This window comes from Paraburkholderia sp. RL17-381-BIF-C, assembly GCF_046026435.1.
Classification (GTDB): domain Bacteria; phylum Pseudomonadota; class Gammaproteobacteria; order Burkholderiales; family Burkholderiaceae; genus Paraburkholderia.
Genome location: NZ_JARESX010000038.1, coordinates 28729 through 43372, shown reverse-complemented (window position 1 = coordinate 43372; position 14644 = coordinate 28729). Strand labels below are relative to the sequence as shown.

Genomic DNA, 14644 nt, shown 5'->3' with positions numbered 1-14644 from the left:
GTACAACAATCGCTTCGACGTGGCCCTTCAATACGAGACGTTTCGCCCGCCCGGGCCGAGCCCTCGAAGCTTGGTCACCGCGGCGCGCAACGGTGCGGTGATTCGCCAGGACGTGGACGACTCGAGCGCACTGATCGTCGACGTCCTCGATGCGATTTCCTCTTGCATCACTGCAAGCCTCGCGCGCAATTCCGCAACGGCTTTCTCGGCATCGGCCAGCCGCTGCGCCGTGGCGACCGCGTCAACGGTGTCAGCCGTGTCAGCCGTGTTCGACGTATGCGTCGTCTCCACCGCGGCACTGTAGAACTCTTCGGTGGCCAGTTCCACGCGAGGCGGTTCCTTGCGAAGAACAATGATCATCTCTCCGCCGGTCTCGCCGCGCGCAGGCACAAAGTCGACCAGATTGAATTCCACGAAACCCATCATGAGGATAGGCTTCAAAACCTTGGACACGATCGTACCGCTTTCGAAAACATGGCTGTGAATGCCGACATGCGGAGGCGCCTTCAGCTTCTCCATGATGCGGTTCATATCCAGCTTATCCGCCACATGCATCGGCTTGTTGACGAATGCTTCGTCGTAGTAGATTTCACATTCGATTTGATGTTCGCGCGGAATGTCCTCGACGCCCGCCAGATACTCGGCCACAAAATGGCTCAGCGCCGTATCCTGCCGGTACTTGTCGAAACTGAACTTCTTGTCCGGCAGCGCGAGAAACAGAACGCCGCCCGGCTGCATCATGTCGCACAGATCGGACAGCCATTGAATCATGTTCGGCGCATGCTCCATCACATGATTCGCGATAATGTAGTCGAACTTATCGGCGATATAGTCGCAGTACCGATTCGAATGAACCACATAATCGATATCGGGTATGTCGACGATCATGTCAGGATGCGTACACTCCTGCACCAGTTGCTCTTTGTCTTTCCAGTCCAGATACCGGACGTCCGCTTCCGACTTGAAGACGGTCGGCTGGTCATACGGCCCAATCTCCAGGCCGACGCCCGACAGATCGATGTGTTTCAGAAGGTGCCCGCGGCGAAGCGTCGTAACCAGATTCATGAACCACCTCTCTGCAATGGGCCGACCATCACGCAACTTACCATGCCTTGCCCGACCGGCGAATAAAACAATCTCTACTGCCTTACACAAAAACTAAACAATTGAAGGGTAGTCGCCCGACTATCCGTAGCCGAATACGCGATAAACGCCGCCCATTTGGCGAGGCTCGTACGCTCATGAGCGTGAAGCTCGCGTCCGTGCCATCGGCTCAAGCCATCGCCACGTTGCGCCTCCAAGGGAAACGCAATCGCATAGCCGGCTTTTCGATGACAAACCACGAGAAAAGGGTCAGTGCGATTGACACACCGAATGTGATCGTCACCATGGCGATTCTCGGATGAGAAAATCCACCGAAAAATGCGCCCATGGTTTCGTACCCGCCGTAGAGCATCGACTGCAGCACAACGTAATGCCAGAGGTAAAAGCCGTACGAAACACGACCGAACCCCGCTAGCGGGGCAATGCTGAGCGCCCGCACCAGAGCGGAGCGCTGTTGCGTGACGGCCTTCGCGACGATGAATGCCGCGGCCAATGGCGTCAGCGGATATCCCACCGCTCGCAACGAAAACTCAATGCCGGTTTCGCTGAGCAATACGAAAGACAGATACACAGCAGCAACCGGCCACAACTTCCCGGCCCTGACTGCCCATCGGCGAGGCATCACCGCCAGCAAAGCGCCGATCAGAAGCCCGTCGGAATGAGTATCAAAGCCGCAATAAATGCGGGCCATGGGAAGATCAAGCGAGATGAGATACGAGCGCCAACAGATCACCGCAACGGTCAGAAGGGCAAATGCGATCAAGGCGCGACGTGGCCAGAATTTCAATACAACCAGCAGAATCAGCGGCCAAACCAGGTAAAACTGCTCCTCGACTGCCAATGTCCATGCATGTCCGGTGAGATGAGCGTCGTAGATCCCGAGCGCACGAACCCAATTCATCACGTAGAAGAAAGCCGGTAAGACTTCCCACCCAACCCTGAAGGCAACGGGAAATATCAGACAATAGAGTGTGACGCCGGCCAGCATCAGACATAAAGCGGGATAAAGGCGCCGGGCGCGCCGCCAATAAAAAGCCGGCAAATCAATCCGCCCGGTGCGCGAATGCTCCGTTACGAGCAAGCTTGTGATGAGGTAGCCGCTCAAAACGAAAAATACATCGACGCCGACATATCCGCCTCCCACCACACCCGCAAGGCCAGTATGCGCAAGAAAGACCGCTATGACGGACAGTGCGCGCAGGCCGTCGAGCCCGGCAATCCGAAGATGCTGCGGTTGATCCATGACCTATTCCGGAGTGTGCGGCGACTATCCCGCTACGCGGATAGCGACAATCAATGATTTCTTGAGATATTTGGTAAGGCTGACGCTATAACGATTCAGCCAGTCAGCGAGTACCTTCAAGACGAGAAAACGAGCTGCGATCTGTGCAAATCACGCTCAGACCTAGTCTTGCCCGCGGCGTTGTTGCGATGCGTCCCCAATCCTAGACCCGGTTCCTTTCCGAGCGCCATCAAAGAGAACCGCGCGTCCAACCGAACACTGCGCAGCATCCCGCATGCCTGGGCCCCGGCCTCGCTCATCGCTCGCCGCACGGCGTTGCTGTTGATCGACTTCCAGAACGAATATTTCACCGGCTCGCTGCCGATAGCCGGCAAGTCGAAATTCACGCCGACATGCCAGACACCTTTGGGTCGGTGATGAGTACGGCCGACGTACTCTTATTGACCACCGAAAAAGCGGCACATAATTCAGCAAGGGAATTTTATATTTGGCATCCTAATGATCCCTGCTCAACCATAACACTTGGCGCTTTACCCTGACAGAGCAGCCGGGCAACTCGCCCAGCGCGAGTTGCTGCCCACTACCGCCGGTCTCGAAGCAGACCAATGGGTACTGAGACCTAACGCAACTCGCGCGGTGACTTCATTAAACCACGGCCGGACGCCACCCCCCCGCCCGGCCTCACGACTCGCCTACGCGGGCCGCTTCGGAATCTCCAGACCCCTCGCCACGGCCGGTCGCGCGACGAACGCCGCCAACACGCGAGTCACGTTCGGGAAATCCTGAATGCCGACGAGCTCACCCGCCTCATAGAAACCGATCAGATTGCGCACCCACGGGAAGGTGGCGATATCGGCGATCGAGTACGTATCGCCGAGAATCCAGTCGCGCCCTTCGAGTTGCCGATCCAGCACGCCGAGCAGCCTTTTCGCTTCGCCGATGTAACGATCGCGCGGACGCTTGTCTTCATACTCCTTGCCGGCGAACTTGTGGAAGAAACCCACCTGCCCGAACATCGGCCCGATTCCGCCCATCTGGAACATCACCCACTGAAGCGCTTCATAGCGGCCGGCGGCGTCCTGCGGAATAAACTTGCCGCTCTTGTCCGCGAGATAGATCAGGATCGCGCCGGATTCGAACAGCGGCAGCGGTTTGCCGTCCGGCCCATTCGGATCGATGATCGCGGGGATCTTGTTGTTCGGATTGAGCGACAGAAACTCCGGCGTCATCTGATCATTCGTATCGAAGCGCACGAGATGCGGTTCATACGGCAAACCCGTCTCTTCGAGCATGATCGACACCTTCACGCCATTGGGCGTAGGCAGCGAGTAGAGCTGAATCCGGTCCGGATGCTCAGCAAGCCATTTATTCGTGATCGGAAAAGCAGATAGATCGGTCATGTGACGATGTAACCCTTGTGCGAATGTTGCGGCCTGATAGGGGCATGAGGCATCGGGCTTCGGCGCCGGCTGGAGGACCGGCGCCCAAAATACCAACGCGGGATCGTCAAATATAAACCGACTTGGTACAACGCGTCGGCGCGCTGCTCAGAGGCCACGCCGGCACGGCGCGCTCGTGCGTCGACGTATTGCGAGCATCGCACTGCGAACGCAGCAACGCTCGCGAGGCGCGACTCACCACAAATCCTTCGTCGCCGCGCCGGCGCGCAAGTTATAACCTTCACGCCACAGAGTCGCGCCGATCGTCAGGAGCAGCGTCTTCTGCTCTGCGTCGAGCAACTCCCACGCCACCGCCAGCCAACTCGCAAAACTCGCGCAAGTCTGCTCCAGATCGACGGGCGTCTTGCCCTCCAGGTATTGCCGTTCGAACATCGAAAGAATTTTCTCGGGTGTCATGGGCGCCGTCTCCGTGTTGGATGCGCCAAGTCTAAAGGCGACGCTCCGCGTGCGGAATGCTCCGCGTGCCGTCCCCGGGTTACTCCCAGGCGAAAATCGCCATCGGCACGATAGCCCACTGTCCAAGACAAGACGTTCACGGTCAAAGGCACCGCTCAGAAACGGAAAAAGGCGCCGAGGCGCCTTTTCCGTCAATCTGGTCGCAGCCGATTACGGCGCGTTGCGCTTCGCATTGTCCTTGGCGTCTTCTTTAGCGTCGCCATAGGCCTTCTGCACCTTGCCAGCGCCTTGTTGCAGGTCGCCCTTCAATTCCTTGCCCGGGTTGTCCGTGGCCTTGCCGACTGCTTCATTGACCTTGCCCTTGACCTGCTCGGCCACACCCTTCACCTGGTCCTTGTTCATATTCGGCTCCACTATTTGGAATGCCGGCGCGAGATTACGCCAGTATCCGTATTCAGCAACGGGTGTGCCCGAGGCCGCACGTCGCCGATCTGCCCAAACGAGCGCTGCAAAAAATATTTTCAAATAGCCCTAAAGTTCCGGCGCAGCCTGCCGTAAAGGGTGCCATGGAGGAGCCATGGACCGTACACTGATTACGCTTTCGGGGTCGTCCCAAGCTGCACTGATCGATCGGGACATTGCGCACATTGCGCGTGTGATGCGGCCGTCTTTACACGGCGATCTGGGCGGGCCGATCCTGTCGGCCGCGTATTGGCGCAAGCGCCTCTACCAGTTGCTCGACGCCGGCAATCTGTCACATGCACAACTGTGCGCGGTCGACAGCCTTCTGCTTCAGCTCGACCAGTTCCAGGCCGAGCCTCAACTGGCATGGGACGCACTGGCCCCGGCCTCCGCCGCCCTCTTTCCGCCACCCTATCCGGCCAGCGCCCACCACACTGCCTGAGGCGCTGCGAGCCTGAGCCGCCGACTCTTCCGGGCCGGCCGTATCCCCATTGCTCACGACTTAAAAAAACGGCCGCGAACCATGTCGCGGCCTCAACACGTCGCAACGCAGGGATTTTGCGTCACGCTGGAAGCTTACACGCGCAACTGTGACAGCCGCATTTAGGCGCGGACCTCCCGTGGCAACGCGTGCCAACGCTGGAAATTTTCTGCCCAAGCGACGCAAAAAATAGGGAAATGGGACGACCTTAGGTCATAATGTCCGCAAAAATTCCCAGCAAGGACACCCGTGACCCTCGCCGCACCGCTCGCATTGCTCCAGCAAGCGCGCGCCCGCTTCACTCAACGCGAAATCGCCGCGCATGTCGGCAAGGACATCAAGACGGTGCGTCGCTGGGAAAAAGGCGAAACACCCTGCCCGGCGATGCTGGAACCCGCCTTGCGCGATCTGCTGCAAAACCGGGCGCGAGCCAGGCGCAGCGCGGGCGACAGCGCCCAGTTCCGCTTTATCGACCTGTTCGCCGGCATCGGCGGGATTCGCATGGGCTTCGAGGCGCATGGCGGCGACTGCGTCTTTACCAGCGAGTGGAACGACTTTTCGACCAAGACGTATCGCGAGAATTACCCGAGCGGCGGCGAGCACGCGCTGATCGGCGATATCGTCTCGTTTCCGGCTGAAGAAGTGCCGAGCCACGACGTGCTGCTCGGCGGCTTCCCATGCCAGCCGTTTTCGATCGCCGGTGTGAGCAAGAAGAACGCGCTCGGCCGGCCGCATGGTTTCGAGTGCACCACGCAGGGCACGCTGTTTTTCGACGTCGCGCGGATTATCGCGGCAAAGCGCCCCGCCGCATTCCTGCTGGAAAACGTGAAGAACCTGCTGTCGCACGACAAGGGCCGCACCTTCGACGTGATCCTGCAGACCTTGCGCGACGAGTTGGGTTACGAAGTGCACTATCGCGTGGTGGACGGCCAGCATTTCACGCCGCAGCACAGGGAGCGGATCATCATCGTCGGGTTTCGCGGCAAAACCTCGTTCTCGTGGGACGATCTGCAGTTGCCGGACAACGGCCCGCGCCTCGGCTCGATCCTGCATCGCACAGACGGCAGCGAGCCGGTGCTGCCGTGGGACCACGACCGTTTCTTCGATCACGCGAGCCGACGCGTGCAACCCAAGTACACGCTTACGCCGAACCTCTGGACCTATCTGCAGAACTACGCGGAGAAACACCGCGCGGCGGGCAACGGCTTCGGCTTCGGCATGGCTTATCCGAACAGCGTGACGCGCACGCTGTCGGCGCGCTATCACAAGGACGGTTCGGAAATCCTCGTCTATCAGGGCGAGGCGCTGCGGCCCCGCCGCCTCACGCCACGCGAATGCGCGCGGCTGATGGGCTTTCCCGATACCTTCAGAATCCCGGTGAGCGACACGCAGGCCTACCGGCAGTTCGGCAACAGCGTCGTGATGCCGGTCATGCGCGAAGTAGCGCGCATCATGCTGCCGCATGTGCAAACCCTGCTCGCCGAGGAGACGCGCCATGGCTCGAAGCAAACTCTTTCGCTGTACGCGTGAGCGATCAATAGGTGTGCGTGGGCGGCTTGTCGACGCATTGGGCAGGCGCTAGACATGGTGGATATCGTCGATAGCGCGACGCGCAGCCGGATGATGTCCGGCATCCGCGGGCGCAATACCAAGCCCGAAATTCTGATCCGCAGCCTGCTGCATCGCCAGGGTTTCCGCTTCCGTCTTGACGCGCGCGATCTGCCGGGACGCCCGGATATCGTGTTGCCGCGCTACCGCGCTGTCGTGCTGGTGCATGGCTGTTTCTGGCACGGCCACGACTGTCGTCTTTTCAAGTGGCCGCAAACGCGGCCGGAGTTCTGGCGCGACAAGATCGGCCGCAATCGCAGCAACGACGACAAGGTTCGCGCGGCGCTCCTCGCGAGCGGCTGGCGCGTCGCCGTGGTGTGGGAATGCGCTTTGCGTGGGGCGAATCGCGATATCGAAGGGATCTTGCAGCGGCTCGTCGACTGGCTGAAGAGCGACGCGCCGAGCTTCGAGGAACGCGGCTGAAAGCCGCTTGTAGACCTTCCTGCCCGCGCGAGCGCGAAGCCCGCTGGTGATACACTCGATTGGCTAACTCGGGGCACTTATGCGTGGCGCGCGGCGCTGCAAAGCGGTTCCACAACCACTCGCCCCGACCATCCCAGAACCACTCAAGAAGGGAGGCACATCATGGCAGAATTCCGTCTCTGGTCCGACGAATTTCCCACCAATGGCTTCATGCCGAAAGCCCACGAATATCACGACAAGGCGTTCGGCGTAGACGGCGAAAACATCTCGCCGGCATTGCAGTGGGAAGCGCCGCCGCCCGACACCCAAAGTTTCGCCCTCACCGTTCACGATCCCGACGCGCCGACCGGCAGCGGCTTCTGGCACTGGGTCGTGGTGAACATTCCGGCCGACGCCCGCTCGCTCCCGCGCAATGCCGGCAAGGCGGACGGCTCGTTGCTGCCGCAAGGCGCGCTGCAGGTGCGCAACGATTACGGCACGGTCGGCTTCGGCGGCGCCGCGCCGCCGCGTGGCGACAAGGCGCACCGCTACATCTTCCGTCTGCACGCGCTGCGGGTGCCGCATCTGCCGATCAACGCGGACACCACCAACGCAGTGGCGCGTTTCATGACGCATCTGAACGAACTCGACTCGACCACTCATACCGGCCTGTACGAACTCAAATAATGCGCGAGACGCGATGCCGGCGCGCCGGCATCGTCGTTGCGACGGCCGGCTCTTTCGATGGCGGCGAGCAACGCGCGTGACTCGTCGCGTGACCGGTGAGCCTTCCCCTACAACTCGAACAATCGATGCACGCACAACCATCGCGCAAGGACGGCGCCCTTCCCCCCGAAGCGGCCGACACACTCGCCCCCGACACCGCGTTATCGGACAACACCGAACAAGGCCTGCCGGTTCCGCAGCGCTACTGGGCAATGCTGGTCATTGCGCTCGCCCTCACGCTGGCGGTGCTCGACAGCGCGATCGCCAACGTGGCGCTGCCGACTATCGCGCGCAACCTGCACGCCAGCGCCGCGGGTTCGATCTGGGTCGTCAACGCCTATCAGCTCGCGATCACCATCTCGCTGCTGCCGCTTGCCTCGCTCGGCGATCGCATCGGCTACCGGCGCATCTACCTCGGTGGGCTGATCCTGTTCACGGTGGCCTCGCTCGGTTGCGCGATGTCGACTTCGCTGCCGACGCTCGCGCTCGCCCGCGTGATTCAAGGCTTCGGCGCGGCGGGCATCATGAGCGTGAACACGGCGCTGGTGCGCATGATCTATCCACCCGGTCAGCTGGGGCGTGGCGTCTCGATCAACGCGATGGTGGTCGCGGTGTCGGCGGCGGTCGGGCCGACCGTCGCTTCCGGCGTGCTCGCCGTCGCCTCGTGGCCGTGGCTGTTCGCGATCAACGTGCCGATCGGCATCGCGGCCATTGTCGGCGGCCTGAAGGCGCTGCCGATGAACCGCGGTCACGAATCCCCCTACGACTACCTGAGCGCGGTGATGAACGCGTTCGTATTCGGCCTGCTGATTTTTGCCGTCGACGGACTCGGCCACGGCGAGCGCTTCGGCTACGTCGCGATCGAAGTGATTGCGGCCGTGGTGATCGGCTATTTCTTCGTGCGCCGTCAGTTGACGCAGCCGGCGCCGCTGCTGCCGGTCGATTTGCTCAGGATTCCCATCTTTGCGCTTTCGATCGGCACCTCGGTCTGTTCGTTCTGCGCGCAGATGCTCGCCTTCGTGTCACTGCCCTTTCTGTTGCAGGAAACACTGGGATTGTCGCAGGTGGAAACCGGGCTGCTCATGACGCCCTGGCCGGCCGTGATCATCATCGCGGCGCCGATTGCGGGCTTTCTATCGGACAAGGTGTCGTCGGGATGGCTGGGCGGCGTCGGACTGGCCGCCATGACGGCGGGGCTGATATTACTTGCCACGCTCGGCGCGCATCCCGACGCCATGCAGATTGCGTGGCGCATGGCGCTGTGCGGCGCGGGCTTTGGCATCTTCCAGTCGCCGAACAATCGCACCATGCTGTCCTCCGCGCCGCGCGAGCGCAGCGGCGGCGCGAGCGGCATGCTGGGCACCGCGCGCCTGACCGGGCAGACGCTCGGCGCGGCGCTGGTCGCGCTGATCTTCGGCGTTGCGCCGCAGCACGGGCCGACCATCGCGCTCTATGTCGCCGCGTGCTTCTCGGCACTCGCCGCCGTGATCAGCACGATGCGGGTGGTGCAGCCGGGGCATCGCGCAAGCGGCCTGAACGCTTGACCGGAGTCGTTCGGACGCAGCTGTGCAAAAAGGGCGCGTTTCGCATCACGCGATTCGCGCCCTTCTTCTCATCCAGAACCATCCACATAGCTTCAACGACGTGACCAGCACGCGCGGCGCAACCGCAAGCCGCGCGGCCGCTAATCCGGCTACGACGATGCGGTCACGTCAGCGAGCTTTACCGCTTTAGCGGCCACCGAAGAGGCCGTCGCGACGTTGCGCAGATCGGCGAGGAATGTATCGCGCCAGACGGACAGATTGTTCTCGCGCATCGGCGCCATCATGTCGGCATGCCGCGCCTGTCGCTCGGCGAGCGGCATCGACAATGCGCGCTCCAGCGCTTCGGCCATCTGCGACAGATCGAACGGATTGACGACCAGCGCGCCCGGCAACTGCTCGGCGGCGCCGGCGAATTGCGACAGCACCAACACGCCCGGATCGGCCGGATCCTGCGAGGCGACATATTCCTTCGCGACGAGATTCATGCCGTCGCGCAGCGGCGTCACATAGCCGACCTGAGATTGGCGGAATAGCGCCATCAACAGATTGCGCTCGTATTTGCGATTCAGATACTGAATCGGGGTCCAGTCGAGCTGCGCGAACCGGCCGTTGATGCGGCCGGCTTCGCCCTCGAGCGTTTGCCGAATCCGCTGGTAAGTCGTCACGTCCGCGCGCGTCGGCGGCGCGATCTGCACCAGCGACACGCGACCGTGCCAACCCGGCGCGTTCAGCAGCAGCCGCTCGAAGGCCTGGAAGCGTTCCACCAGACCCTTCGAATAATCGAGACGGTCCACGCTCATGATCAGCTTGCGCCCGCGCATGCCGTCGCGCAGGCTGCGCACCGGCTTACGGTCGGTGAACTGTTCGGCGGCCTTGGCAATCGCGTCCGGATAGATTCCGATCGGATACGCGCCCACTTTGACGAAGCGGTTGTACGCGTGCACCATGCCGTCCTCGCTCGAGGTGCCGTGCTGGCCGCGCTCGATGAAGTCGACGAACGACTGGCGGTCCGCCTCCGTCTGGAAGCCGATCACGTCATAGCTGCACATGGCCTTGACCAGTTCTTCGTGCGGCGGAATGGTCCGCAATACTTCCGGCACCGGAAACGGAATATGCAGGAAGAAGCCGATCGGATTCTTCACCCCCAGTTCACGCAGACAACGCGCGAACGGCAGCAGGTGATAGTCGTGGACCCAGATGATGTCATCGGGTTTGAGCAACTCCTTGAGTTGCTTCGCGAGCGTCGCGTTCACACGCTGGTAGCCCGCATATTCCTGCCGGTCGTAGCGCGACAGGTCATTGCGATAGTGGAACGTCGGCCACAGCGTCGCATTGGAAAAACCGCGGTAATACTGGTCGTAGTCGCGCTTGGTGAGGCCCACCGTCGCGTACGTCACGTTGCCTTGTTTCTCGATCACCGGAGCGCTCGGCTCACTCACCGTCTCGCCGCTCCAGCCGAACCAGACTCCGCCGGTTTCCTTCAACGCGTCCAGCACGCCGATAGCGAGGCCACCCGCTGCGGGACGGCCTTCCTGGGTCGGCGCGACACGATTCGATACCACGATCAGTCTGCTCATTGGTGCTCCACCTAGTTCAGTTGTTTCGTTGCATACGGATATGTGCCAAAAAGGTGCATGCAAGTCGCGTGCCGTTTTTTGAGATGTTGGAAATAAAAATGTATGCAAATGTGACGAGCGAGCAAGAACGCGCAGCGCCGCTCCGCCACGAAGAAATTTTTTCTGCTTTATCTGACGAAACCGGAACGCCTCTTACCGGTCGTCGAACCGTCTCAGGCGTCCTGCTCCGAGCCCAGGTCGCGCTGGTATTCAAGCCCTTCTGGCCGCACGCCGCCCTGGTTGTGCTCGCCGTCTGGCGGCGCATCGGGCGCGACGCGGTTCTGCCCTGCCGGATCGGGCGACGCCGTTGCGCTGTCCTTGCTGCCGCCCGGCCGGGAATCGCGCTTCGAATGACGCGCTGAACGTCGCAGTGCTGGATGTCTCATGATCCACGCCTCCAAGGGGAAGCCTGCCGCCAGTTTTGCGGCATCAATACAGTCTAGGGGCCGCCAAGGTAATTTGCCGGTAAAAGATGCGCCGGCTTTGTAACAAGTACATAACTTCTCGACGTCGGACTGTGCCGCAACGCACGGAACGCGTCAGAGTTGCATGCGTGGCGACGGTGACGGCCACCCCTGACTGGCTTGTGGCGTTTGCGTGGGCTGCGGCGGCGGATCGCCAATCGGCGGAGCGACTGGTTCGATGGGTTCGATCGGTTGCGGCCCCGGATCGGGACTCGGAACAGGAATGGTGTCGGGCTCGCCGGGACTCGGTGGCGCAATCGGAGGAGCTGATGGCGGCTCGATCGGCTCAGGGCGGTGAGCATGCATCGGCAAGGGAAGCACGGGAGCGGCAGCGTATTCCGGCATGTTATTTGTCCTCGTTTGCGTTCCACTGGAATGCAGCAAGGCCTGTGCCGTTACGGATGCGCCCGGCAGGATCACATCGGCGGTGGTGAACGGTGTCAGCGGCGCGGGTGGCACGCCGCTGACACGCAGCGACGATTAAGCGTCCGCGCCGCCCAGCGCGCGCGATTCGTCGGCGGCATCGCCGTCTTCGCGCGCGTCGTTGCCATACTCGACCAGGCGGTTGTACAGCGTCTTCAGGCTGATGCCGAGAATCTCGGCGGCCCGCGTCTTCACGCCGCCGCACTGCTCGAGCGTCGCCAGAATCAGCTGACGGTCCGCTTCGGCGAGCGACGTGCCGAACGGAATCGTGATCGCGGTGCCGGCCGCGGGCTTGGACAGCGTGATCTGCAGCGGCACGGTCGCCGTGCTGTCCGAATCCGAACCCGACATGATGTGCGCGCGCTGCACGTAGTTCTTCAACTCGCGCACATTGCCCGGCCACGGGTACGACATCAGCATGTCCTTCACGGCTGCGGGGAAATGCTTTTTGGTACTGTGGCGTTCGTTGAGTTCGTCGAGGAAAGCCTGCGCCAGCAGTTCCACGTCCTTACCGCGTTCGCGCAACGGCGGCAAACTGATCGGAAACACGTTCAACCGATGGTAAAGGTCGAGCCGCAGCTTGCCTTCCAGCACGGCCTGCTCGGGATCGCGGTTAGTGGCCGCGATCAGGCGCACGTCCGTTTCGATTTCCTTGGTCGTGCCGACCCGCATGAACATGCCTGTTTCCAGCACGCGCAACAGCTTGACCTGCAACTCGATCGGCATTTCGGTGATTTCGTCGAGGAACAGCGTGCCGCCGTTCGCGCGCTCGAAATAACCCTTGTGCTGACGGTCCGCGCCGGTGAACGAGCCGCGCTCGTGGCCGAACATTTCCGATTCGATCAGGTTCGGCGAAATGGCGCCGCAATTCACCGCGAGAAACGCGTGCTTGCGGCGCAAGCTGAGCTGGTGCAGCGTTTGCGCGGCGACTTCCTTGCCGGTGCCCGACTCGCCCACCAGCATGACCGAAGCCGCGGTCGGCGCGACGCGGCCAATCTGGTCATAGACCTCCTGCATGGCCGGCGAATTGCCGAGCATCAGACCGAAGCGGCCCATGCGGCGCAGCTCGCCGCGCAACGTGCCGATTTCCGCTTTCAGGTCGCCGGCGCGCGGCAGGCGCGAGAGGATCGCCTTCACGCGCTGCATGTTGATCGGTTTGACCAGATAGTCGGTGGCGCCCATTTTCAGCGCGTTGACCGCCGACTCGACCGTGGCGTGGCCGGTAATCACGATCACTTCCACGCCGGAGCGCGGATCCAGATCTTCGAACAGATCAACCCCGCTGCCGTCCGGCAGCTTCAGGTCCGTAAAGACAACGTCCGGCATCTGCCGGACCAGTTGAATGCGCGCTTCGCGCAAATCGCCCGCGGTGGCAGTGGTCAGGCCGTCTTCCCCGATGATGGCGGAAAGCGCCTCGCGGGTACCGGCATCGTCATCGACAATCAGTACATGTGGCATCGCGTCTCGAAAGCCTGCAAGCGTGGGTGTGGGAATACATGCTAAGGCGCATGCTTAAAAGCGCGCCGACGGCCTGGCGCTTTGCCGGGCTGCCAGGTGCTCCAATGTGAGCGCCCACCAACCTCAACGAAACACGCCAACCACCGACTTGATTCAATATTGCAACAATATCGAGCCAAAACCCCCGGTATAAACCGACATTGTTGTCTATTTACCTATTATACGGCTTTATCGAGGCAAAATTAACAAGGCACCCGGGCGCCGCCCGCTAGGGCGGCACACCGGCGACGCTGTTTAAACAGTGCCCTCAGCTGCGAGGAAACGGCCATGCGCCGCCGTTGCCGTTCGGATACGCGGAGCCGTTGGCGCCATGCGCGCCCGGGCTCACATCGGCCGCCGGAGCCGCATTGGCCGCGGGGGTTGCCGGCGCCGCCACCGTACCGCCTTCGTTTTCCCAACGGCTCAATTCACGCGCCACCGGAATCTGAGCCGCGCGGCTGCGCTGCACATAACGGATAGCCAGAAAGCCACCGAGCGCCATCAGCGCGCCGAAGATGCCGATTTTAGGTCGTGCCATCGTGAACTCCTTGTCTTCATGAAGCGGATTGGTACCGGAACGCGCGTTTAGCGCGTCGTCAGGACGCCGAGCACGAAGCCGACGCCCGCGGCAATGCCGATCGAACGCCAAGGATTGTGGCGCACGTAGCGTTCGGTATTGACGGTGGCTGTCCGGTAACGACGCTGCGCATTCTGCTGCGCGTCGCCCAGCGCCGATTGCAGGGTTTCGACGTGCGTACCCAGCTTGTCACGGAGAGCGTCGACGCCCTCGCCAGGCACGTTGGCGGCAAGCCGCAGCATTTCTTCCGAGTCTTTCAGCAGCACCCGCAGATCTTCGACAATCTTCTGGCCGCCGAGTGCAAGCTGTTGCGTGGTGTCAGTCATCATTCACTCCTGGTCTGAGTTCGGCGTTCGCGTGAGCTTTCCGGCGAGCCTGCCGGGCCTGCGGATCGGCAAGCGCCACCCGCAGTGACGAGCCATCGAATGGCATCGGATCGCGAGAAAAAGCACACGCGTGTCGGGTGGAATTCGCAAACACCGTGCCCGGTAACTTTGACCTTAAATCCCAAGGCGGTCGCTGCGCCAGGGACTTTCGACCGACCAGAAACGAATGTATCCGCAGGCCTTCACATCGATTGCCGAAAACGGTGCCAAAGTGGTTAAATCAATCTTTGAGAGATAGCGGCTTGACTGGTTTAT

General features: G+C 61.7%; 16 protein-coding genes and 1 pseudogene. 6 read left to right on the top strand and 11 right to left on the bottom strand.

The features are described from left to right. Positions 1-27: 27 nt before the first annotated feature. Together P0D70_RS22560 and P0D70_RS22555 are read right to left on the bottom strand one after the other, a co-directional pair. The gene (locus tag P0D70_RS22560; RefSeq protein WP_408186095.1) at positions 28-1065 is read right to left on the bottom strand and encodes a methyltransferase domain-containing protein; all 1038 of its coding nucleotides are present in this window, start codon (positions 1063-1065) and stop codon (positions 28-30) included. A 208-nt stretch (positions 1066-1273) separates the two neighbouring features. Then, positions 1274-2347, bottom strand: coding sequence for an acyltransferase family protein (locus P0D70_RS22555; protein ID WP_408186094.1), 1074 nt, complete (start codon positions 2345-2347; stop codon positions 1274-1276). Positions 2348-2605: 258 nt separating this feature from the next. On the opposite strand from P0D70_RS22555, the pseudogene P0D70_RS22550 reads away from it, so the two are divergent. Further along, positions 2606-2713 (top strand): annotated as a pseudogene (locus P0D70_RS22550) (cysteine hydrolase); the annotation flags it as partial. Between the two features lie 326 nt (positions 2714-3039). Here the strand turns inward: P0D70_RS22550 and P0D70_RS22545 are convergent. The 3 genes from P0D70_RS22545 to P0D70_RS22535 all read right to left on the bottom strand — a co-directional run bounded on the left by P0D70_RS22545 (position 3040) and on the right by P0D70_RS22535 (position 4605). Then, positions 3040-3747, bottom strand: coding sequence for a glutathione binding-like protein (locus P0D70_RS22545; RefSeq protein ID WP_408186093.1), 708 nt, complete (start codon positions 3745-3747; stop codon positions 3040-3042). 234 nt (positions 3748-3981) lie between these two features. Continuing rightward, positions 3982-4203, bottom strand: coding sequence for a hypothetical protein (locus tag P0D70_RS22540; RefSeq protein ID WP_091796194.1), 222 nt, complete (start codon positions 4201-4203; stop codon positions 3982-3984). Positions 4204-4413: 210 nt separating this feature from the next. Beyond that, positions 4414-4605 (bottom strand): CsbD family protein, encoded by a 192-nt coding sequence (locus P0D70_RS22535; RefSeq protein WP_095420133.1) that lies wholly within the window; start codon positions 4603-4605, stop codon positions 4414-4416. A gap of 175 nt (positions 4606-4780) precedes the next feature. Between P0D70_RS22535 and P0D70_RS22530 the strand changes: the two genes are divergently transcribed. From P0D70_RS22530 to P0D70_RS22510, 5 genes are all read left to right on the top strand, one after another. After that, positions 4781-5107 carry a hypothetical protein gene (locus P0D70_RS22530; RefSeq protein ID WP_408186092.1) on the top strand — a complete coding sequence of 109 codons (327 nt, stop codon included), beginning with the start codon at positions 4781-4783 and terminating at the stop codon, positions 5105-5107. Between the two features lie 288 nt (positions 5108-5395). Further along, entirely contained in the window at positions 5396-6676 is a 1281-nt protein-coding gene (gene dcm / locus P0D70_RS22525; RefSeq protein WP_091796198.1) for a DNA (cytosine-5-)-methyltransferase, read from the top strand. Positions 6677-6730: 54 nt separating this feature from the next. Next, positions 6731-7177, top strand: a complete 447-nt coding sequence (locus tag P0D70_RS22520; RefSeq protein ID WP_408186091.1) for a very short patch repair endonuclease — start codon at positions 6731-6733, stop codon at positions 7175-7177. Between the two features lie 162 nt (positions 7178-7339). Continuing rightward, the gene (locus P0D70_RS22515) at positions 7340-7843 is read left to right on the top strand and encodes a YbhB/YbcL family Raf kinase inhibitor-like protein (protein ID WP_091796203.1); all 504 of its coding nucleotides are present in this window, start codon (positions 7340-7342) and stop codon (positions 7841-7843) included. A gap of 125 nt (positions 7844-7968) precedes the next feature. Next, positions 7969-9426 carry an MFS transporter gene (locus P0D70_RS22510; RefSeq protein ID WP_408186090.1) on the top strand — a complete coding sequence of 486 codons (1458 nt, stop codon included), beginning with the start codon at positions 7969-7971 and terminating at the stop codon, positions 9424-9426. Positions 9427-9575: 149 nt separating this feature from the next. Here P0D70_RS22510 and otsA read toward each other — a convergent pair whose 3' ends face one another. The 6 genes from otsA to P0D70_RS22480 form a co-directional block, all read right to left on the bottom strand. Beyond that, positions 9576-11003 carry an alpha,alpha-trehalose-phosphate synthase (UDP-forming) gene (gene otsA, locus P0D70_RS22505; RefSeq protein WP_408186089.1) on the bottom strand — a complete coding sequence of 476 codons (1428 nt, stop codon included), beginning with the start codon at positions 11001-11003 and terminating at the stop codon, positions 9576-9578. Between the two features lie 212 nt (positions 11004-11215). After that, entirely contained in the window at positions 11216-11428 is a 213-nt protein-coding gene (locus tag P0D70_RS22500; protein ID WP_091796209.1) for a hypothetical protein, read from the bottom strand. A gap of 153 nt (positions 11429-11581) precedes the next feature. After that, complete coding sequence (locus P0D70_RS22495; RefSeq protein ID WP_091796211.1) at positions 11582-11851, bottom strand: hypothetical protein; 270 nt, start codon at positions 11849-11851, stop codon at positions 11582-11584. 135 nt (positions 11852-11986) lie between these two features. Further along, positions 11987-13387: a sigma-54-dependent transcriptional regulator gene (locus tag P0D70_RS22490; protein WP_091796213.1), complete on the bottom strand. Its 1401-nt coding sequence runs from the start codon at positions 13385-13387 to the stop codon at positions 11987-11989. Positions 13388-13694: 307 nt separating this feature from the next. After that, a complete protein-coding gene (locus P0D70_RS22485) occupies positions 13695-13964 on the bottom strand; it encodes a hypothetical protein (protein ID WP_091796214.1) in 270 nt (89 codons plus the stop codon). Between the two features lie 47 nt (positions 13965-14011). Then, complete coding sequence (locus P0D70_RS22480) at positions 14012-14329, bottom strand: ElaB/YgaM/YqjD family protein (protein ID WP_091796216.1); 318 nt, start codon at positions 14327-14329, stop codon at positions 14012-14014. Between the last annotated feature and the right edge of the window lie 315 nt (positions 14330-14644).